The sequence below is a fragment of the Rhodococcus sp. NPDC049939 genome (assembly GCF_040656415.1).
Lineage (GTDB): Bacteria > Actinomycetota > Actinomycetes > Mycobacteriales > Mycobacteriaceae > Rhodococcus_F.
Genome location: NZ_JBFAMC010000002.1, coordinates 410,650 through 428,719 on the forward strand (window position 1 = coordinate 410,650; position 18,070 = coordinate 428,719).

General features: G+C 62.0%; 18 protein-coding genes, 2 tRNA genes and 2 pseudogenes. 11 read left to right on the top strand and 11 right to left on the bottom strand.

What is annotated here, in order from left to right; all coding sequences use genetic code 11:
• The first annotated feature begins 70 nt into the window (after window positions 1–70).
• Both AB0I57_RS11230 and AB0I57_RS11235 read left to right on the top strand, forming a co-directional pair.
• Window positions 71–820 (top strand): class I SAM-dependent methyltransferase, encoded by a 750-nt coding sequence (locus AB0I57_RS11230; RefSeq protein ID WP_358334346.1) that lies wholly within the window; start codon window positions 71–73, stop codon window positions 818–820.
• Window positions 821–874: 54 nt separating this feature from the next.
• Window positions 875–1,672 (top strand): annotated as a pseudogene (locus tag AB0I57_RS11235) (deiodinase-like protein); the annotation flags it as partial.
• Window positions 1,673–1,861: 189 nt separating this feature from the next.
• Here the strand turns inward: AB0I57_RS11235 and AB0I57_RS11240 are convergent.
• Both AB0I57_RS11240 and AB0I57_RS11245 read right to left on the bottom strand, forming a co-directional pair.
• Window positions 1,862–2,731: a hypothetical protein gene (locus tag AB0I57_RS11240; protein ID WP_358334349.1), complete on the bottom strand. Its 870-nt coding sequence runs from the start codon at window positions 2,729–2,731 to the stop codon at window positions 1,862–1,864.
• The gene (locus tag AB0I57_RS11245) at window positions 2,728–3,726 is read right to left on the bottom strand and encodes a hypothetical protein (RefSeq protein WP_358334351.1); all 999 of its coding nucleotides are present in this window, start codon (window positions 3,724–3,726) and stop codon (window positions 2,728–2,730) included. The genes AB0I57_RS11240 and AB0I57_RS11245 overlap by 4 nt, the downstream gene beginning before the upstream one ends.
• Window positions 3,727–4,024: 298 nt before the next feature.
• Between AB0I57_RS11245 and AB0I57_RS11250 the strand changes: the two genes are divergently transcribed.
• Window positions 4,025–4,285, top strand: coding sequence for a putative quinol monooxygenase (locus tag AB0I57_RS11250; RefSeq protein WP_358334354.1), 261 nt, complete (start codon window positions 4,025–4,027; stop codon window positions 4,283–4,285).
• Between the two features lie 145 nt (window positions 4,286–4,430).
• Here the strand turns inward: AB0I57_RS11250 and AB0I57_RS11255 are convergent, their stop codons facing one another.
• The 3 genes and pseudogenes from AB0I57_RS11255 to AB0I57_RS11265 form a co-directional block, all read right to left on the bottom strand.
• A complete protein-coding gene (locus AB0I57_RS11255; RefSeq protein ID WP_358334357.1) occupies window positions 4,431–5,060 on the bottom strand; it encodes a hypothetical protein in 630 nt (209 codons plus the stop codon).
• Window positions 5,061–5,404: 344 nt separating this feature from the next.
• Window positions 5,405–6,196 carry a VOC family protein gene (locus AB0I57_RS11260; protein ID WP_358334361.1) on the bottom strand — a complete coding sequence of 264 codons (792 nt, stop codon included), beginning with the start codon at window positions 6,194–6,196 and terminating at the stop codon, window positions 5,405–5,407.
• Window positions 6,197–6,220: 24 nt separating this feature from the next.
• Window positions 6,221–7,515 (bottom strand): annotated as a pseudogene (locus AB0I57_RS11265) (TIGR03086 family metal-binding protein).
• A 164-nt stretch (window positions 7,516–7,679) separates the two neighbouring features.
• On the opposite strand from AB0I57_RS11265, the gene AB0I57_RS11270 reads away from it, so the two are divergent.
• On the top strand, window positions 7,680–8,681 hold the full coding sequence (locus AB0I57_RS11270) for an alpha/beta hydrolase family protein (RefSeq protein ID WP_358334364.1): 1,002 nt from the start codon (window positions 7,680–7,682) through the stop codon (window positions 8,679–8,681).
• Between the two features lie 7 nt (window positions 8,682–8,688).
• Here AB0I57_RS11270 and hisC read toward each other — a convergent pair whose 3' ends face one another.
• Entirely contained in the window at window positions 8,689–9,765 is a 1,077-nt protein-coding gene (hisC, locus tag AB0I57_RS11275) for a histidinol-phosphate transaminase (protein ID WP_358334367.1), read from the bottom strand.
• Window positions 9,766–9,826: 61 nt separating this feature from the next.
• On the opposite strand from hisC, the gene AB0I57_RS11280 reads away from it, so the two are divergent.
• From AB0I57_RS11280 to AB0I57_RS11295, 4 genes are all read left to right on the top strand, one after another.
• On the top strand, window positions 9,827–10,552 hold the full coding sequence (locus AB0I57_RS11280) for a dienelactone hydrolase family protein (RefSeq protein ID WP_358334370.1): 726 nt from the start codon (window positions 9,827–9,829) through the stop codon (window positions 10,550–10,552).
• Window positions 10,553–10,647: 95 nt separating this feature from the next.
• A tRNA-Ser gene (locus tag AB0I57_RS11285) sits at window positions 10,648–10,739 on the top strand.
• Window positions 10,740–10,780: 41 nt separating this feature from the next.
• Window positions 10,781–10,853 (top strand) — tRNA-Arg (locus AB0I57_RS11290).
• A 54-nt stretch (window positions 10,854–10,907) separates the two neighbouring features.
• Window positions 10,908–11,075: a helix-turn-helix domain-containing protein gene (locus tag AB0I57_RS11295; protein WP_358334373.1), complete on the top strand. Its 168-nt coding sequence runs from the start codon at window positions 10,908–10,910 to the stop codon at window positions 11,073–11,075.
• Between the two features lie 57 nt (window positions 11,076–11,132).
• Here the strand turns inward: AB0I57_RS11295 and AB0I57_RS11300 are convergent, their stop codons facing one another.
• From AB0I57_RS11300 to AB0I57_RS11310, 3 genes are all read right to left on the bottom strand, one after another.
• Window positions 11,133–11,582 carry a hypothetical protein gene (locus tag AB0I57_RS11300; RefSeq protein WP_358334376.1) on the bottom strand — a complete coding sequence of 150 codons (450 nt, stop codon included), beginning with the start codon at window positions 11,580–11,582 and terminating at the stop codon, window positions 11,133–11,135.
• 969 nt (window positions 11,583–12,551) lie between these two features.
• Window positions 12,552–12,773 carry a hypothetical protein gene (locus tag AB0I57_RS11305; protein WP_358334379.1) on the bottom strand — a complete coding sequence of 74 codons (222 nt, stop codon included), beginning with the start codon at window positions 12,771–12,773 and terminating at the stop codon, window positions 12,552–12,554.
• 56 nt (window positions 12,774–12,829) lie between these two features.
• On the bottom strand, window positions 12,830–13,372 hold the full coding sequence (locus tag AB0I57_RS11310) for a hypothetical protein (RefSeq protein WP_358334382.1): 543 nt from the start codon (window positions 13,370–13,372) through the stop codon (window positions 12,830–12,832).
• 822 nt (window positions 13,373–14,194) lie between these two features.
• On the opposite strand from AB0I57_RS11310, the gene AB0I57_RS11315 reads away from it, so the two are divergent.
• Together AB0I57_RS11315 and AB0I57_RS11320 are read left to right on the top strand one after the other, a co-directional pair.
• Entirely contained in the window at window positions 14,195–14,974 is a 780-nt protein-coding gene (locus AB0I57_RS11315) for a hypothetical protein (RefSeq protein ID WP_358334385.1), read from the top strand.
• 495 nt (window positions 14,975–15,469) lie between these two features.
• The gene (locus AB0I57_RS11320; protein WP_358334388.1) at window positions 15,470–16,651 is read left to right on the top strand and encodes a cytochrome P450; all 1,182 of its coding nucleotides are present in this window, start codon (window positions 15,470–15,472) and stop codon (window positions 16,649–16,651) included.
• Between the two features lie 75 nt (window positions 16,652–16,726).
• Here the strand turns inward: AB0I57_RS11320 and AB0I57_RS11325 are convergent, their stop codons facing one another.
• On the bottom strand, window positions 16,727–16,942 hold the full coding sequence (locus AB0I57_RS11325) for a hypothetical protein (protein WP_358334391.1): 216 nt from the start codon (window positions 16,940–16,942) through the stop codon (window positions 16,727–16,729).
• Window positions 16,943–17,106: 164 nt separating this feature from the next.
• Here AB0I57_RS11325 and AB0I57_RS11330 point away from each other — a divergent pair, with 164 nt between their 5' ends.
• A complete protein-coding gene (locus tag AB0I57_RS11330) occupies window positions 17,107–17,577 on the top strand; it encodes a VOC family protein (RefSeq protein ID WP_358334394.1) in 471 nt (156 codons plus the stop codon).
• 104 nt (window positions 17,578–17,681) lie between these two features.
• Here the strand turns inward: AB0I57_RS11330 and AB0I57_RS11335 are convergent, their stop codons facing one another.
• On the bottom strand, window positions 17,682–18,047 hold the full coding sequence (locus AB0I57_RS11335; RefSeq protein ID WP_358334397.1) for a nuclear transport factor 2 family protein: 366 nt from the start codon (window positions 18,045–18,047) through the stop codon (window positions 17,682–17,684).
• Window positions 18,048–18,070 lie beyond the last annotated feature (23 nt).

Genomic DNA, 18,070 nt, shown 5'->3' on the forward strand with positions numbered 1-18,070 from the left:
GCTCAATCGGATTGTCCAGACCGCGTCCGACAGCAAGCCGGTAACGAACCGACACTGAGGAGTAGGAAACATGTCTAGTTCTCAACGACCAGATTTCGACGCGTTGTACCGCGAGCAGACGACGGAGGGAAAGGTAACGTTGACGCCGTGGGATATCGGCGGCCCGCAGCCCGTGGTACAGGAGTTGGCGGCCTACGGCGCCTTGCGCGGCGAGGTGCTCGATCCGGGGACCGGGCCCGGCCATCATGCGATCTACTACGCGTCGAAAGGCTACTCGGTCACGGGGATTGATGCTTCGCCCGCGGCAATCGAACAGGCCAGGCGCAACGCGCAGACGGCCGGGGTCACAGTGGACTTTCAGGTGGCCGACGCGACCTTGCTCGAGGGACTCGAGGATCGGTTCGACACCGTCGTCGATTGCGCCTTCTACCACACCTTCGAGGAAGACGAGCACACCCAGAAACGGTATCTCCGGGCCCTGCACCGAGCCACCAAACCCGGAGCGCGACTCCATATGTTCGAGGTCGGCCGCCACAACGTCAACGGCGTGGAGTTGCCAGGGTTGTCAGCAGAGAACTTCGAGCGGGTGCTTCCGGAGGCAGGCTGGCGCATCGACTATCTGGGGACCACGACTTACCAAGCCCGCATCGCCCCCGAGATCTTTGCCAAGATGTCCGCACTGATCAACAGCCCTGCGTCGGTAGAGCGGGTGAAGCCGATCATGGAGCAACTCCGAATCATAGGACCGCTGCTGGAAGACCACCTGGTGCACGTACCGTTCTGGGCCGTGCACGCCGCGCGTATCAGTCCGGACATCTGAAAGTTCTTTTGGGTATTAGTTTTTGGGTTGTCAAACAACTAGTGAGGAGTAGTGATGACCACATCTGATTCGGCCGCGACGAGTGCACAGGAACCTGGCAGCCAGACGCCTTTCCCAGTAAGGGATGCGGCACTGGTCTATAACTACACTCATTTCAACCCGAGTGCATATCCGCTGCACCAGGAATTCGGCGGTCCGAAGATCGGCGATCCGGCGCCGGATTTCCGCGTCACCGACATCGACGGAGCTGAGGTGGCGTTGTCAGACTTCCGCGGCCGGTTCGTCGTGCTGGAAACCGGTTGCGCCACTTGCCCGATGTTCGGCAAAGGCATCACCACGATGAACGCGCTGGCCTACCGATTTCCTGACGTCGTGTTCTTGGTGCTCTACATCCGCGAGGCCCACCCCGGTGAGAACCTCGGTCCACATCGCTGCCTTGCGGACAAGACAGCCGCCGCCAACCTGTTGCGCCGGGAGGAGCGGGAAGGGCGTCGCATTCTCATCGACACCCTCGACGGCCAGGTCCACCAGGCCTATGGGGGTATGCCCAACATCGTCTATGTGATCGATCCACAAGGGACCGTGGTGTTTCGCAATATGTGGAACGACCCCTCAGCCGTCGAAGAGGCCTTGAAGCAGGCCATGGCCGGAGGTGATCCCAGCCGGTTGCAGCCGCGACCTCGCCCGCCGCGGCCAGCGGTGATCCGGCGTGTCCTGCGACGTGCCGGCAGGCAAGCCGTGTTGGACATGGTTGTCGTGTCCCCCAAGATTCTTCCGATCGTCCGCAGGCTGATCCGGGGAGATCTCACATCAGCCCGTGACGGTCGGATCGCACGTTGGAGGGCATCCAGGGTGGTTGCAGCTACGCCTTTGATCAGGTCGTTTCGACAGCGCGACAAATCACGTCAGCCACTCGAACCTGGGACGCAACGTGGTTCAGAATCCTAGGCTCGAGCCGGACGAGTTTGGCCACGCTTCGGTTCGAACTGGGTGATTGGACGTGGTTACGGGTGTCGGGCCGTTGTTGCCCGCACTTCGTCCCTATTGGTCGTCGGTGTCTGCGGGGCCCGCAGTCTGGAGGCGTGTGCCCGACGTCTGCTCGTTGAGCCACCCAAGAAAAATCGTCGATAGATTGAGGCTTTCGGAGCTAACCCGGTCGGTGTAGTAGAGGATTCGGGCAGCAGCCGTGGCGTGCAAAGTGATCTGGTGCAGCTGAAGCCATGTCATCGGGAACCAGCTATCGGGGCTGTCGTCCGGCAGCGGTGCGAACAGCCGTCTGCTCTCCTCGGTACTGGCGGAGTCGGTGCTGAAAACGCCTCCACCTTCGAGGGCGAAGACCAATGTGGGTTCCTCAATATCGTAGAAGAGCTCGCAGGCTAGCCGGCCATCGGAGTGGCGGTGAGTCGCGCGGACTCTTGCTCGGGGTCGGGGGTCATCCTGCGGCGTGAACGTCACATGTGGATGCTGATTGGGACCACGTAGGCGACCCGAGCGGAATGAGCTGAAAAGCGGGACGAGTCCACCCACACCATAGTCGGGGCGTGTTCCTGTCGTCTTCCACCACTGGTCGAACATGAGGATTACTTCCTCGGGGCCGATCCCAACAATGTCATGACCTTCGGCACTCTCGGTGAGCATGGGGAACCCGTCGTCCCAGGCGAGCTCGTTCAGCTGATCCCAACTGACCGGGAACCAGGTGTCAGGGGAGTCGTCAGGCAAAGGCACAAAGAGCGTGCCTCCCCATCCCAAGTACTGGCTGGCCAAACTGGAGTCGAGGCTGACCACGCCGCCGACGCCTTCGACGACGAACACGTTCTCGACGATCTCGCAGGCTATACGTCCTTGATCGTGGCGGTGGGTGGCGCGGACTTCAGCCCGTGGCCGTGGGTCGTCTCTTGGTGAGAGTGTCACACGAAGCTCCTGGTGGATAGTGCGGCGTCGGCAAGCTGTGCGCAGTGGACCTTGGTTTGCGAGCAGGGGCCCTTGCGCATCAGATCGAGGTTGAATGAGGCTGCAGCACGGGTAATCAGTGGATCGGCCAGCGCCTTCGCCAGGGCGTCGCGTGTACGCACGATCAGGTGGATCTGGTGTGCGCCGCCGCGCTCGAACCAGACGAAGCCCCGACGGATCCCACGGCGACGAAGAAACCAGGTGCGCGCGATCGGATTGCTCGGCAACTCGTTCTTGTCGACATGGAACCACGCTTCGATTTCGTCGCCGCGATCGAACAAGACGAACGTCTGCATCCAGTTGACGGTGACACACATGATTCGCCGACGATCAGAGGTCGGGTAGCAGCTGACAGCCCAGAAGGCTGCCTCTGTGCGGACCGGGAGCGGCATCGTGCGGTGCAGGTAGGTGTCCAGTGCATCGATGAGCTGCCGATGGTCGGGCCGGTCCACGAGTCTGCTGAATCGGTCTGCGTAGGCTTCGATCTGCGATGCCGGCAACTCCACGGGTGTGGCGGTATCAGTCGCCGTGACGTCGGCGGGGTTCTCGAGCCATTCCGTTTGCAGATCGACGTCGACGATGCGGTCGAGCGAAGATTCGCCCTCGAACCGCAGGGCGTGTTCACGGTTGCGGACCACGATCCCGTTCTTCTCGGCGGCATGAACCAGCTCCCGCTCGCGACGGCACAGTTTGGCAGTGGTGCCGTCGAACGGCATCAGCCGCACCGAGGCGATGTCGTCCCACCGCTGGCCGTGAGCCCGCAGCCGGTTTGCGCAGTCGACCGTGGAGATTCCGATGTACACCGATCCGGTGCAGAACTGCACAAGGTACAGCCCTCGCAGACCTGACGGGCCGTTCGAGCGTGCAGGCCGGGACAACCATCCCGGATCCCACTTGACCTCAGGCTCGAACCCGTGCCTGTCGGCCCACACCCGCACTGTGGCAACTGATTCCATACGTGCCCCTCCCCCTAGAGCATTGTTGACGCGTCTGCGAGCCGAGCTCAGGGCACGGTGAACAGAACCAAATATAGACATATCACGCAGACCTGACAGGTACCTCACGGCGCCGGTACAGATCGGCATGTTCCGGCCGAGGATCTCCCTCGATGAGTAATCGATCGTGTGGCTACCGTCGAACGGAATCCACGTTGACGGCCCTTGGTTCCATCCGTATAAAAAATGGGGAGTGCGCTTGCGAATTGGCGCACCAACCCGATGGGCGCACTCATTCGAGCCATGAAGGGATGCCCCCATGTCGCATTTGAGTCTCGTCGCAACACTCGAGTCGAATCCCGGATCAGAGGAAAAGACACGTACGACGCTCTCGACTCTCGAGGCAGCCACGCGACAGGAAGAGGGTTGTAAGCGATATGACGTGTTCGAATCGATCTCGGCACCAGGAACATTCGTAGTGGTCGAAGAGTGGGCAGATCCTGGCGCCCTGTCGAGTCACATGTCGTCCGCACATTTCAAGACCGCCATGGCGGCCCTGGACGGGCATCTGGCGTCCTAGCCGAGGAGAGGCTGTAGCTTCACCGGCGAGGCTGTGCCGTGACGGGCAGGTCAACGATGCAAAACGCCCGGCCGGATAGTCTCGGCCGAGCGTTCCGCACGGTTCAGCAATTATCTACAACACGGTCAGCGTTGCGGTTGGTGGGTCAGCTGCTGCCCAGCGAACCGAAGAGCTTGTCGAGGCCGAGGCTGCCGAGGGAGCCGGTTGATTCCTCGACGGTTACCTCGATCGGCTCGATCGCGGCGGGCTCACCTTCGGGGTCAGCGCAATCTGCTATGACAAGGTAGTCGCCCGGCCCGAGACCTTCGGCTGTGTAGGTCGTGGTGTCGCCTTCGCGTGTCCACTCGTACGTCTCCGGATCGAAATCCTCCGGCCACACGGCGGCGTCGGGGTCCGTGAGGTCAGCGTCGGCCTTGAAGAGAATGGCACCGCAGTAGGTTTCGACGGTGTTGGGATTCTCCAGATCAATGATCACAGTAGTGCCTTCGACCTCTGCTTCCACCAGAGGCGGCAAGATACCACCACTATCGCCGCCGGCCGAGCCGCTGACGCTGCCGTCGGCCGACCCGCTGACGATGCCGTCGACCGACCCGCTGACGATGCTCACACTGCCAAGGCTTCCTAGGGCCATGCTCCCGACGGCCAGGCTGCCGATACCCAGGCTGCCGACACTGCCGGTTTCTGCAGCGGCGATGCCGGATGTGGCGATTCCGGTGATTGCAGCGAGAGCGATGCCGCCGGTAATTCGCTTGACGATGGTGTTGGTCTTGCTCACTAAGTCCCCTTAGATTCCTTTGTTGTGGAGCTTGCCAGTCGGGCATGTTACCCGGATTCTGTGGTCCCGCAGGACTTTCACGAAATCTTTGTATTTCAGTCTAATTCGCAGCCAGCGGCCTGTTGACGAGGGGCATTGGACGGAGTGCTCGGCGGAGGATTCCCATGTTTCGGTGGGCTGCCGCTTCGTCGGCGCGGCCGCCGGTAGCGGGCCGAGACGCGAAACGCTCGACCAGGAAAATCCCGGCCGAGCGTGTGATGTCATCTACCGACCGTCTCCAACACGGTCAGTCTTGCTGCTGGCCGGTCAGCTGTCGGAGCTGCCGGTTCAGCCGCGCACAAACATTATTGTCCCGGCGATGCTTCGGGCGTCATGATGCTGAAGACGGCACCCTGCGGGTCGGCTACGCCGGCCATCCGTCCGACGGTGGGGATGGTCACCGCTTCTTCCACGATCGTGCCGCCGAGCTCGACGACTTTCGCGGCGCTCGCATCGACGTCATCGACCGCGAAGTACACCCGCCAGTGGTTCGGGGTGCCTTCCTCTGCTGGACGAGTGCATCCGCCGACCTGTTCCTCACCCGCGTGCAGAACGGTGTACGTGTCGCCCGAGCCCATGGGCATCTGCGATGTCGAAAGCCCGACGACGCTGCCGTAGAAGGCGGCGGCCATGTCGACGTCGCCTGTTACCAGCTCGTTCCAGATACATGCACCCGGATCTCCGACCAGGGTGGCGCCGATGTGCTTGTTCGCTTGCCATAATCCGAAAGTCGCGCCGGTCGGATCGGCTACGAATGCCATACGGCCCGCCTCGGTGACGTCGAATGGGGGCATCAGAACCTGACCTCCGGCGTCGGCTACTTTGCGGACAGTGTCGTCGACATTGTCGACGGCGATGTAGGTGTTCCACATCGCCGGAACACCTGCGTTCGCGGCGTTCGGTGATTGGGGTGCGATGGCCGCAACGTTCTCGCCGCGCACAGTGGCCATCGAATAGACGGGACCGTCAGGCATCGGTTGGTCGTCGTACTCCCACCCGAGGAGTTCGGAGTAGAACGTCTTCGCTGCAGCCTGGTCGGTGGTCTGCACGTCGACCCAGTTCGGTGTTCCCTGGGCGTATTCCGACTTGATGGGCATGACAATTCCTTTCCGTGTGAGAGTTCAAGCCGTCGGGAGTGGACGACCGGTGTAGGCGATCAGACGCTCGAGAGCGTCGGTTGTGTGCTCCACAGGAATCGCATCCGCGAAGCCTGTTCCTGTGCGGTCTCCCGTTGGGATTATTGTGCGAGCCAATCCGAGGACGTATTCGGCGAGGGCAGGCTCGACTACCACATCGCGATCTACTGCCTCAGCGAAATCCCATGCATGAACAAGGAATTCGAGCGATAGAACGCCGACCAACATGGTTGCGGGCATGTGGCTCGAGCCGAGCGGCGCCGCTCCCTCCAGGCCTCGACGCTGCCAAGCCTCCAATGCGGGCTGAGCGGCGTCTGCGATTCGGGTTTCGAGTGGTTTTGTCGCGTCGTCGTCGATATCGGCGCCCGCGGCACCTCCGAGATTCGTGATCGACCGGATGAGGTGTTCTGTCAATTGCGAGACCGTGAACTCGGTGCACGGGGTCTGCCTCGACATGTCCTCGTCCGTGAAATCACGCGATACCCGTTGCATGACAGCCAATGCTGCTTCAGCGCATGATAGTTCGTCCAGTGAATCGGGTACTGCTGCCCACTCGTCAGGACCGGCGTCCCCCGTTGCCGCGGCAGCGACGAGACGGCCCAGGTAGTGGTTCCAGCCCTCTGCGTGACGGGCGGCCTGAACTTCGTCGAGGCCCTGATGGACCAGTCGCACCTCGGTCCCGCCCGCGGTGGGCGTCAGCGTTACCGTGACCGTCGACGACCCAGGCGGAAGTTGGTCGTCACCTTCCCACCCCCACGTAAAGACCACGCGACGACCGGGTTCGAGTTCGCGGACGATGCCCGCGGCTGAATGTCCGGGAACGATGGTCCATCGGTATTCGCCGCCCGCACGTAGATCGACGCGGGCCGCGATGGCTTGCCATCGACGTAGTCGTTCGGGTCTGGTGATGAGGTCGAACGTGGCGTCCGGGTCCAACGGGACGATGACTGTCTTGTCGAAAGGCATCAGCTGTCTCCTTTGGATGCTGCCTATTCGGTGGCGTCCTCGACCAAGCGGCGGAGTTCGTCGATCCAGAACGAGTCGAACAACGCCCGGAGTTGCGAGAGCCCTTGGGGGTCGAGTCGGTAGTACCTGAAGCGTCCGTCTTTTCGTGAAGTCACCAACCCCGCCTCGGTGAGCACTTTGAGGTGTTGCGATATCGCAGACCGGCTCGCCGGGAAGTGCTCGGCAAGACAGTTGACGGTCTGTTCCCCCGATGTCAGCAGTTGCATCAGACGTCTCCGTGTGGGTTCAGCCGCAACTGCCAACTGATCGAGCACATCAAATACGTTAGTGACCACTAACGCATACTGCAAGGGTCTGGCATCGAAGGTGCCCAGTTGAACTGCACACCTGTCACAAACCCTCTACTCTCTTGTTGACCGCTTGCGTTCTGCATTGCGGGGTCGGGGGAACTCACCGTCCTGAGAAGAGAGGTACCTTCATGCGCCGACACGCATCCGCAGCTCTCGGTTTGGCAGTGTCTCTCGCCCTTCTGGGGCCAGGGTTCACTGCTGCCGCCGAAACTGCGCCTGCTCCGTTCGCAGCTCCGGAAAGCGGGGTTGCGAGCGTCGACGACATCGTGAAGCTCACCGACACTCGTAGTGCCATATTCGTCAACTCTCCGGCCATGGGCCGCGTGATTCAGGTACAGGTCTTGCATCCGGCCAGTGGTGGGCCGCGCCCCTCTCTCTACTTGCTTGACGGTGTCAGTGCCGGTGAGGAGTCGAATTTCCAGGAGAGCACCTGGACACAGAAGACCGATGCCGTTCAGTTCTTCGCGGACAAGAACATCAATGTAGTGCTACCGGTGGGTGGCACTGCGAGCTACTACACAGACTGGTTACAGCCCGACCCCACACTCGGCGTCAACCAGTGGGAGACGTTCCTGGCCGAAGAACTTCCTCCGATCATCGATGCGAACTTCAGCGGAAACGGAGTCAACGCTGCTGCGGGAGTATCGATGGGGGCGATGGGCGCGGCCAATCTCGTCACTCGGCACCCAGACCTCTACACAGGCCTAGCCTCCTACAGCGGCTGCCTGGACAACACACACCCGGGCACGCGCGAGTCGGTTCGCGGGACCGTCGCATACAAGGGAGGGGACCCGGAAAACATGTGGGGTCCCGACAGCAATCCCGCCTGGGTCGAGCATGACCCCCTGGCAAATGCCGAAGCCCTGCGTGGAAAGCATATTTATGTCTCGACGGGCAACGGACTCCCGGGGCCGTACGAGATCGGGACCGACCCGTGGTCGACGATTGCGATCGGCGGTCCTCTCGAGTTGGCGACGAACCTCTGCACCCCGCTGTTCCAGGATCGCCTGGCTCAACTCGGCATCCCCGCGACATTCATCTACCGCCCCTACGGCACACATTCGTGGCCGTACTGGCAGGACGAACTACGGACTTCGTGGCCCGTTCTGCAGCAGGCGCTCGGAGTCTGATCGCGCCCTAACGACCGACTGGGACGCGCGCAGTCGAGAGGGCATCGTCGCTCGCCGCAAACGCGAGGAACGCGTCGTTCTCATGGGGGTCGCCGATCGTGATCCGCACCCCGTCTCCGTCGTAGGGCCGCAGCAGCACGCCGGCTTCAGCGCTCGCCTCTGCGAACGGCACGGACTGCGTGCCCAACGGGAGGTAGACGAAGTTTGCCGACGATTCGGCGACCTCGTAGCCGGCCGACAGGAGGGCGTCGCGCACCCGGTTCCGTTCAGCGATGACGCCGTCGGTGCGGGCCAGGAGTTCGTCGGACACTCCCAGCGAGGCGATCGCTGCGGACTGCGCAACGGAGTTGACCGCGAACGTGATGTGCACCTTGCTGAGTGCGGCGATTATTGCAGGGTCCGCGACGGCGTATCCCACGCGGATTCCAGCCAGGCCGTAAGCCTTGGAGAAGGTACGAAGAACCACCAGGTTGGGGTGGTCCGGGAGCAGTGCGATGCCGTCGACATCGGAGCGGTTGTACTCGAAGTAGGCCTCGTCGAGTGCCACGAGAATGTGCTCGGGAACAGCGTCGAGAAATCGTTCGAGTTCGTCCTTGGTGAGCGCGGTGCCGGTCGGGTTGTTGGGGTTGCACACGAAGATCAACCGGGTGCGGTCTGTGATCGCGGCCAGCATCGCATCGAGGTCATGACCGTAATCCGGCGTGAGCGGAATTCGCACCGGTATGGCGCCCGCCACCAGAGTAACCACGGGGTAGGCCTCGAACGATCGCCACGCGAAGACGACCTCGTCTCCGTCTTTGCAGGTGGCTTGAACCAATTCCTGGCACAAACTTACCGAGCCGCAACCCGCAGCGATGTTTGCCGAAGGTACGCCGAGATGGTCTGCCAGTGCCGCAATCAGGGCAATGTGACCGTTGTCCGGGTATCGGTTGGCGATGTCGACAGCGCCGTCGATGGCCTTCCGCACACTGGGTAATGGGCCCAGAGTGGTTTCGTTGCTGGCGAGCTTGATCGCACCCGGAAAAGACTTGCCGGGCACATAGGCCGGGAGAGTTTCGAGATCTGTCCTGGTTATCTTAGTCACCAGGCGATTATGCGCCTCTTGATAGGCTGCGCCGCGGTCTGCTTCGTGCCAAGGTGGTGGCATGTCGGGATTTTTCAAGGACACCGCAGCTCTGCGGGCGGTCGAGGACGCACCTGCAAGCCCGCAGGCCGATGTCCCGCTCACCGCGATAGAGCCGGATGGTCCTGCTCGGGGCGGGATCGTCATCCTGCACGAGTCGCGCGTCTTCGGTGAACCACTCCTCGATCTGATGCGGATGCTTGCACTCGAGGGGTGGTTGGTGGTTGCGCCGAATCTCTTCTTCCGCGAACCGGCACACGGTGAGGCCGAAGTCTTCGGCGAATCGTTGTTCGAGGATTTCGACGCCACCTTCGACTGGCTGATCTCGCGCGGCATATATTCCGATTGTGTCGGGGTGCTCGGTTTCGACGATGCGGGCACTGCGGCACTTCTCGTCGCCACGAACCGTCCTGTCGGCGCCGCCGTGAGCGTCGCTGCCCGCGGGATCGTCGAACCGTTGTCGGCGGAGGCTCCGGCGTTGGTAGAGGCGGCGCCCAGTCTGAAGGCTCCGTGGCTGGGTCTGTACGGAGAGGACGATCCGTCCACCCCCCTAGAGCACGTCGAGTTGTTGCGTGAGGCCACCGCCAAGTCCGAGGTCGCGTCGCTCGTCGTGAGTTACACCGGACTAGCGCACCGTGCGGACGAGCCTCCCCAGGTTCCCGATGGGCAAGAAGACGACCCGATTGGACAGGCCATCATCGACGCCCAACGACGGATCTTCGACTGGTTCGACAGCCACCTGCGATGAGGTTGAGACTCGGCGATGACCAGCCGTTTTGTCTTGCGCTGGAAAGGTGTGTAATCTTTCGCTCCGGCGGTCCGAAGGGATCGGAACCACCCCAGGGAGGCGTGCCAGAGCGGCCGAATGGGACTCACTGCTAATGAGTTGTCCCTTTTGCGAGGGACCGGAGGTTCAAATCCTCTCGCCTCCGCCATACCGGTAGTAGTTGACCGGTAAGCGAAAACTGAATACTTCGCGCCCGTAGCTCAACGGATAGAGCACTTGACTACGGATCAAGAGGTTAGGGGTTCGAATCCCTTCGGGCGCACACCGGAAAGCCCTGGTAGAGACTGTTTCTATCAGGGCTTTTCTGTATTTTCGGATGCTCCCAGCCCGCCGCAGTGCCACCGCGTCGGAGGACCGCGACGCACTGCGACGCCGCGTCATCGAACTGGCCGACGAGGGAATGTCGAAGCGCGCCATCGCCCGCGAAGTTGGAACCTCCGAGGCGACGGTGCGACGCATGCTCGCCCAGGCCGTCGCACTCTGACGCACCGACGAGACGCCCCGCCCTTGGGTCGGGGCGTTTCGTTGTCGTGTCTGTGGATCAGCTACCGAAGATCGAACCCAGTGAACCCAGTGAACCGGCTGCGCGGCCGACAGTGATCGTGGTCGGGTCGGCAGTCACACGCGAGGACAGCTTTTCGGTGCCCCACTCCTTGCCCCAACCACCGTTGGTCGGGGCGCACAACCAATCGATCTGATAGTCGCCGGGGCCGACCTCTACATCGTCCCAACTGGAGTTGTTGGCGAGGACTGTCCGGTGGGATTTGTACTCGAAGAAGGGTAAGGGTTCGGTGTTGCCTGTCGCGACCCAATCGCAGGACAGCATGTAGGGGGTGTTATTGGTGAAGGTCACGATGATGAGGGTCTTGTCGTAGATGGTCGCCGAGAGGGTGACGTCCTCGGGTGCTGCGGTGGCCGGTGCCGCGAAGGTGGTAGCGAGGAGGGGGGCGGCGATCACTGCGGTCATCGCGGCGCGAACTGATGTCTTCAACGTTCTTCTTTCATCGGGTGGTGCTGTGCGGGGGCTGATGATGCCATAGATACCGACAAGGTCGGGGTGTGGAGGGTCGGTGCGTGGGCGCCTCGGATACGACGACGTCTGCCGATCCGATTTCCGCGCGCAATTCTTGTGCGATTGCCTGCATTTCGGTTGGGTGCTCGAGAAAGTCCTGAAGAACTTCCTTGTCTGAAACACTCGCATTCGTGGGCCGTCCAGGGTCGAACCGGAGGGGGCGAGGTTCGCCGTTTTCCGCGCGATCCCATTCGGGTTCCGGTGCTTCGCGTTACGTTCTTCGATTGGTGAAACCGCGCTCGCTGCAATAGTGCCGACAACTCAATTACCCGGTCATCCGTCGCGTCCAGCTTTTTCCATTGGTTTTGTATGACAAGGTCGCAAAGAAGAATTGTCTCCCCTCGCACCCAGTCCAGGAGGGGTTCAGGGTGCGGCACCTCGAAGCCAAGGCTGCATAGCTTTTGCGCGACCGCTTTCCTACCTGACAACTCGTCTTGCTCAGCGGCTCTCGGCGCGTACGCCCAGTCACTGATTCTCTCCCGCCTTGGGTTGGCAGCGGATTGAGAACGGGAGCGCTCGGCCGACATGTGGCAACTCGACCTACTGTGTAGCGCGCTCGATGACTAAGGCAGCTTCAGCCTCGAGGTGGATACGAAGAAGCCCCGCTGAGTGGTTGCATCACTCGCGGGGCTTCATCGTCAACTACACAGCGTGTCGAGTTGGAGACCTGCCCGATCGAAAGGTTCGGGCTACGACGGCTTCGGCAGCACGGGGTTCTCACGTTCCCCTACACCTTCCGAACAAAGTTGCTTGTCGGAATTCTGAGGCGGTGAAAAGGGTTTCACCGCAGGGTGCGCTTCAGGGTCTCAGTCCTGTTGACCTCTGTCATCGTGTCGAGCAAGCACTATATGTTACGCAGCATTTCATGCAACCTCGACAGGGCTTGGGTCAGCTAGCGAAACTACCGAAGAGGGAGGCAATGCTGTCCCGCCACACGTCGGGCGTCGACCCCATCGGCAGCAGATCCTCCTCCGGGTTCGGCAAGTTCTCTTCAAGCGGGAACACCTGCTCGGCGTTGGCGGCAGGCGCCAAAGTCACAGCGGGGGCAACTGCCACAAGTAGGGTCGCCACGACGGTCGCGGCGCGTTGTGTCATCTTTCGGACATTCATGGCTGAGATTTCTCCTGGGAGCCTATTTGCCAGCCAACCTGGGCTTATGCCTGGCTTCAGTCCGAGCTTCCCCAGGTGAGAACCGCACTGAGCGGCGTAATGAAAGGCAGCCCCTCCAGGTCCGGGGTGTGGTCCCGGAGGCTGGTTCCGATATCGCCGGACCATTCGTACTCCTCGTCGCCGATGAATACGGTCAGCGTTGCCGGGTCCAGGAATCCTTCGGTGGCGTCGTATCCCCACATCAGCGTGACAGAGGTGTTCGGTTCGACGAACCCGTCGAACGATCCGTCGAGAGCTTCCCCGTGTACGACCCGGGTGGTTTCGATGTGCTTGTAGGTCAGTTCGGGTGGCGTCAGCTGCGATCCGTCGATGCCGTCGGGTCCGGCGGTGTATTTGATCTCGAATACGCTGCCGGGGCGGCCGATCAAGTTGCCGACGATCTCGACGGTGTTAAGCGACTCTTCCGACTGGATTTCGTCGCCGAGCTGGTACGGCTGCGCGGCGTTCGCTACTGGCGCTAATGCAATGGCAGGGGTGGTTGCCACGAGCAGGGCCGCTGCGATGGTGGCGGCTCGCTGTGTCGTCTTTCGGAAACGCATGGCTGAACTTCTTACTGGGTGCCCACTCACCAGTCAACCTCGGTATGAGATCGACCCCCGCCCGGCGCGTCGGCTTGCCAGGGCAAGCGGTGCACTACGTGTTTGCAGTGCCAACCCGCGCGGCAACATCGTGCACTACTTCGACAGCGGCAACCTCGTGGAGGCTGTCGTCGAGAAACTTCCCCGAGTCATTGGTGCTCTTGGTGTGCCCGTAATTTCGTCCCCGGTCGGCTGTTAACCTTCACCGGGCATCGGACGGATTGCGTGGAGGGAACGCTCCGGTCATCTGATCTTTGTGTAGCCCGAAGCCCAGGGCACTGAACGAGGGGGAGATCGATGAGCCATGATTCGCACAGTGGTGGGCAGGGTCCGCAGCCTGAGTGGATATGGAACGACCGCACTCAACAGTGGGACATGAATCCGGCCTACACGGGGCAGGGTCCGCAGTCTGCGTGGACATGGAACGACCGCACTCAACAGTGGGAGAAGAATCCGGCTTACACGGAGCAGGGGACTCCGCCGGTGGGGCCTCGGCAGAGGAAGACGTGGCCATGGGTCGTCGGGGCTGTCGTCTTAACTGCGCTGCTCATGCTGATGGTGTCGGCCATCGTGGACAACGAATCATCTCAAGATGGCAATCGGGATGCCAGCGGGAGCACAAATACCTCACTCGGACAACCGGCTCCAACCACTATTGAACCGACGCCATCGCCACCGAGTTCCAGTGTCGAACCGATGCCACCGCCACCGGCGTCCAGTGTTGAACCGAATCGTTCAGCGCGTGTTGATGATTCAATCTGGGTAGCACTCGACGAAGCCGGGGTGACCCAGGAGATGGTGGCAGCGTTGGGGGCTGTCGGCGACGAGACCGGCTACGGAATCAGCAAGTCGACCCCTATGACTCAGGTGCAGCGGGAAGGACTCGCATACGCGGTCATGTTGTTGTGCCGGGACGTCGCTGCTGGCGAGACTTCGTGGGATCAATCCATCAACGATGACGTCTTCGGCGGTGCGGAATGGGCGGATGCACGACGTTTCAACGATTTCGCCCGAACTGAGTTCTGTCCTCAGGTACGGCCCGAGGCGCCGACCACCGCTCCTGCACGGCCTTCCGTGTCGACCGACTCGTCTTCCATCGTGTTGACAGCGGACGTAGCTATCGATGGCAGGACTGTAACCGTTTCCGGTGCGGTACCGCTGCCCGACGGCGCCGGGCTGTCGATAGCGCTTTCGCGGATCGAATACTTCGGATTCGGCGATGAGAAGCGGTACGACAACGTCGATTTTCGTCGTGCTGTCGTCGCTGATGGGCGGTTCACGGCTGTTCTGCTCGACGATCAGGAGAAGATCCGTGGATTCGTCGATGCCTATAACGTGGGTGAGCTACCAGAACGTCAGATCCGGGTGTCCGATCTCGTCGAGGTTTCGGTGGTGTTCGATCCGCGTGAGGGTCAGCCGCCGGCGGTGGTTTCGGCGGTCGGCGGATATTCTGGGCTTGCGCTCGCTAGCAGTCCGCAGGGTTCCGAATTCGGCTCGCTTACCAATGACCCATATTGGCGTTTGGAGTATGAGTCCGAACATCAACTGCCATTCGAGTTCTGACCTGAGACGGCCGGTCGATCAACACCGGCGGAGGAGGGGACCGCAACCCGACGCCATCAGAGTCGCGATTTCTTGGATATGAGACTTCCGGCTAAACCTGGCTCAGTCTGATACCCCAACAACACTCTTGCCGAGCCGGGAAGGGGGCGTCGCCATCATGCAGCCACCTCCGCCGCAGTTAGCACTCCGCGAGTGGTGTGTCTGCGAAAAAGTAGGAATGGGGAGGCAGCGGTAGGGGATTGCAAGAGGTTAGGGGTTCGAATCCCTTCGGACGCACACCAAAAAGCCCTGGTAGAGACCATTATTACCAAGGTTTTTTGTTTCGAAAGAGATCGCGTCGCCGTTGTCGGGCCACAGGCTGGTCCGAAGCCCAAGGTCCCTCTAAGCTCTTGGGACCGCCCGGCGTGGGGCATCTCCGCGATGAGAGCAATCCCCGCGCCATTGCGCGAAAGCTGTTTGGGAACCTATTCGAGGACCACTAGCCACAGGAATCGTATGGAAGGGAAGATCCGGACAAGCTTCGGTCCCGCGCGGCCGACAGCGACAATCGATCTGACCGATCCGACGGTTGTCGCGAACCCTTACCCATACTTCTCGCAGGAGCGTGCACGTCACCCGGTGGCGTGGCATGAAGCGTCCGGCATGTGGCTGACCTTCGATCATGCGAGCGCTTCGGCGGTGCAGCGTGACCGCCGCCTCGGCCGACTATGGGTTGACAAAGAGCCTGCGTCCTATCTGGAGCCGTTCAATCTGCTTCACCGCAATCAGATGATGGAGAACGAGCCGCCGGCACACACACGGCTACGGCGCCCGGTGGCGGCGGCGTTCAGCCGCGGGCACGTCGAGCGGCTTCGACCACGGGTGAGGGCATTGGCGGCATCCATGCTCGACGAGGTGGACCCGCAGGGGTTCGACGTAGTCGGCGAGTACGCCGAGCCGTTGCCGGTTCTCGTCATCGCAGAGTTGCTTGGTGTTCCGAAGTCGATGGTGTCCTCGCTGAGGTCGTGGTCGCAGTCGATCGTGCGCATGTACGAACCGGCGCCGGGCGAGGCGGTGGTCGACGCGGCGGTGTCGGCGGCACAGGAGTTCGCGGAGTACGTGCGGGCCCTTGCTGCCGACCGGCGTCGTACCCCCAGACTGGATCTGATCTCCGACCTCACCGAGACCGAGCTCACCGACGACGAGGTTGTCGCTTCGGTAGTGCTCCTGCTGAACGCCGGGCACGAGGCGTCGGTGAACGTATTCGGCAACGGGCTTGTCGCGATGCTCGGCGCCGGTCAGATCCCTGCACCAGAGGTCTTGCTCACGATCGAGGAGATGCTGCGCTTCGACCCTGCGCTCCAACTATTCGAGCGCACCGCAATCGAGCCGGTCGAGCTGGGCGGCATCCGGATCGAGACCGGGGAGAAGATCGCCGCCCTGCTCGGGGCTGCCAACCGTGATCCCGCAGTGTTCGAGTACGCCGACCGATTCGTGGCCGACCGAGACCCCAACCCGCACCTCGCCTTCGGCGCCGGGGTGCACTTCTGCCTGGGGGCGCCCCTGGCGAGGATGGAGCTGGTGGAGTCGGTGACGGCGCTGTTCGACCGGTTCCCTCGGATCGGATTGGCGGGCAAGCCACTTCCGCGGGGCACCTTCGTGCTTCGCGGCCACCGCTCTGTGCCCGTGGCCGGATGAGTCTCGGGTCGAACCGGCCACTGACCGCCCGCCGGTTAGGCTGCGGCGCGCGGCCGGCGACTCGAGAGTTCGTTGCTACGTCGAGCGTTCGCCGTTCCGCTTGTTCTCGTACATCTCGATGCCGTTGAGAATCCAGTGCTGGGTCCGCCAGAGCACGTTGTAGAGATTCCACGGCGCGACGTCGTAGGTGTCCCACGGCTGCCCGACATGGGCGGTCCACTCGGGGATCTTGCCGCAGCAGATCCGGTGGTCGAACACGGTGAACAGGAAATGGCACAGTTCTTCACGCATCAGGTTCCTCCTGAGTCGGGGCGGCCCCGGACCGGGGCTAGCCTATGTGCGTGCTGTGCATACGAGCACAGTACACGGCTCTATCGGTGTCGGGGATCCGGTTGGCGATCTCGGACACGAAAGCAGTTGACCCCGACGTAGCGTGAGCCCATACCGTCGCACGCATGACCAATTCAGAGACCAAAATTGATCGTTCGATCTATCCCATGCCCGCTTTCGTCACGTTCCCTGTCGCCGACTTCGCACGATCCGTTCGATGGTACGAATCCCTGGGATTCGTTGTGCTGGCTGAGATTCCGGGACCGGATGGTGCCACGATGCTCGTTCATCTGAGGCGGATGCGATATCAGGACATTCTTCTGGTGCTCGGGGAGCCGGCTCCCGGCTACCGCCCGACTTTCGACGCAGGAGGAGACGATCTCGAACGTCGGGCAGCCTCACTTCTCGCCGAGGTGACTTCGATCGGCGGTCTCGGCGTGGCGCACGTCGAGGGCCCCACTCGAACACCGTGGTACACGACTGAACTCGTGGCGGTCGACCCCGATGGATACTCCGTCGTTCTGAGCGACCCGCTTCGCGAGGAGGCAACCGGAGATACGCGGTGGACCGAGATGATCGAAGCGTCCATGCGCTAGGGCTAGTGCGACGAGGGGAGCGTCGTACCCAACCCAGGCACTGATGTCGGGCGGTTGGGTCCCGTCATGAAGAAGCGCTGCGGCCGATTGCCGGTTGCACATCGTCAGGGGGCGGGCGTCACGAACTCCGGTTGATCGAGGAGGCGAAGCCAGGTGCCGTCGGGCTGCCGACGGACCACCTGTGCGCGGGCCCCGGCACCGTCCCTCGGCGGGGTGGAGGTGAGGGCGATGCCGTCGCTGATCAGCGTCGGCAAGGGTTGTTCCTGCTCGAAGCGAGGTGCGCCATCGAGCACCTTCTCCCATAGTTGCTGGATCGCGTCGCGACCGATCGTCTGACTGCCGGGCGGGTACGCCATCACGGCGTTCTCCTCGTATAGGGCAGCAACTCCGGCGGCGTCGCCGGCGTTGCTTCGTTCGACGAATAGGCGGGTGAGGTCTTCGGGGCTGAGGGCTTTCTCGTTTTCTTGCATGGAGTCCTGTCCTTTCGAAGCGG

Bases quoted from the DNA above. Each gene is read 5' to 3' on its own strand.
- AB0I57_RS11320 (WP_358334388.1), top strand. From the start codon at position 15,470: ATGGAAGGGAAGATCCGGACAAGCTTCGGTCCCGCGCGGCCGACAGCG.
- AB0I57_RS11335 (WP_358334397.1), bottom strand. From the start codon at position 18,047: ATGCAAGAAAACGAGAAAGCCCTCAGCCCCGAAGACCTCACCCGCCTA.
- AB0I57_RS11260 (WP_358334361.1), bottom strand. From the start codon at position 6,196: ATGCCCATCAAGTCGGAATACGCCCAGGGAACACCGAACTGGGTCGAC.
- AB0I57_RS11310 (WP_358334382.1), bottom strand. From the start codon at position 13,372: ATGCGTTTCCGAAAGACGACACAGCGAGCCGCCACCATCGCAGCGGCC.
- AB0I57_RS11295 (WP_358334373.1), top strand. From the start codon at position 10,908: ATGCTCCCAGCCCGCCGCAGTGCCACCGCGTCGGAGGACCGCGACGCA.
- AB0I57_RS11270 (WP_358334364.1), top strand. From the start codon at position 7,680: ATGCGCCGACACGCATCCGCAGCTCTCGGTTTGGCAGTGTCTCTCGCC.
- AB0I57_RS11245 (WP_358334351.1), bottom strand. From the start codon at position 3,726: ATGGAATCAGTTGCCACAGTGCGGGTGTGGGCCGACAGGCACGGGTTC.
- AB0I57_RS11250 (WP_358334354.1), top strand. From the start codon at position 4,025: ATGTCGCATTTGAGTCTCGTCGCAACACTCGAGTCGAATCCCGGATCA.
- AB0I57_RS11230 (WP_358334346.1), top strand. From the start codon at position 71: ATGTCTAGTTCTCAACGACCAGATTTCGACGCGTTGTACCGCGAGCAG.
- AB0I57_RS11330 (WP_358334394.1), top strand. From the start codon at position 17,107: ATGACCAATTCAGAGACCAAAATTGATCGTTCGATCTATCCCATGCCC.
- AB0I57_RS11325 (WP_358334391.1), bottom strand. From the start codon at position 16,942: ATGCGTGAAGAACTGTGCCATTTCCTGTTCACCGTGTTCGACCACCGG.
- AB0I57_RS11305 (WP_358334379.1), bottom strand. From the start codon at position 12,773: ATGAATGTCCGAAAGATGACACAACGCGCCGCGACCGTCGTGGCGACC.
- AB0I57_RS11280 (WP_358334370.1), top strand. From the start codon at position 9,827: ATGTCGGGATTTTTCAAGGACACCGCAGCTCTGCGGGCGGTCGAGGAC.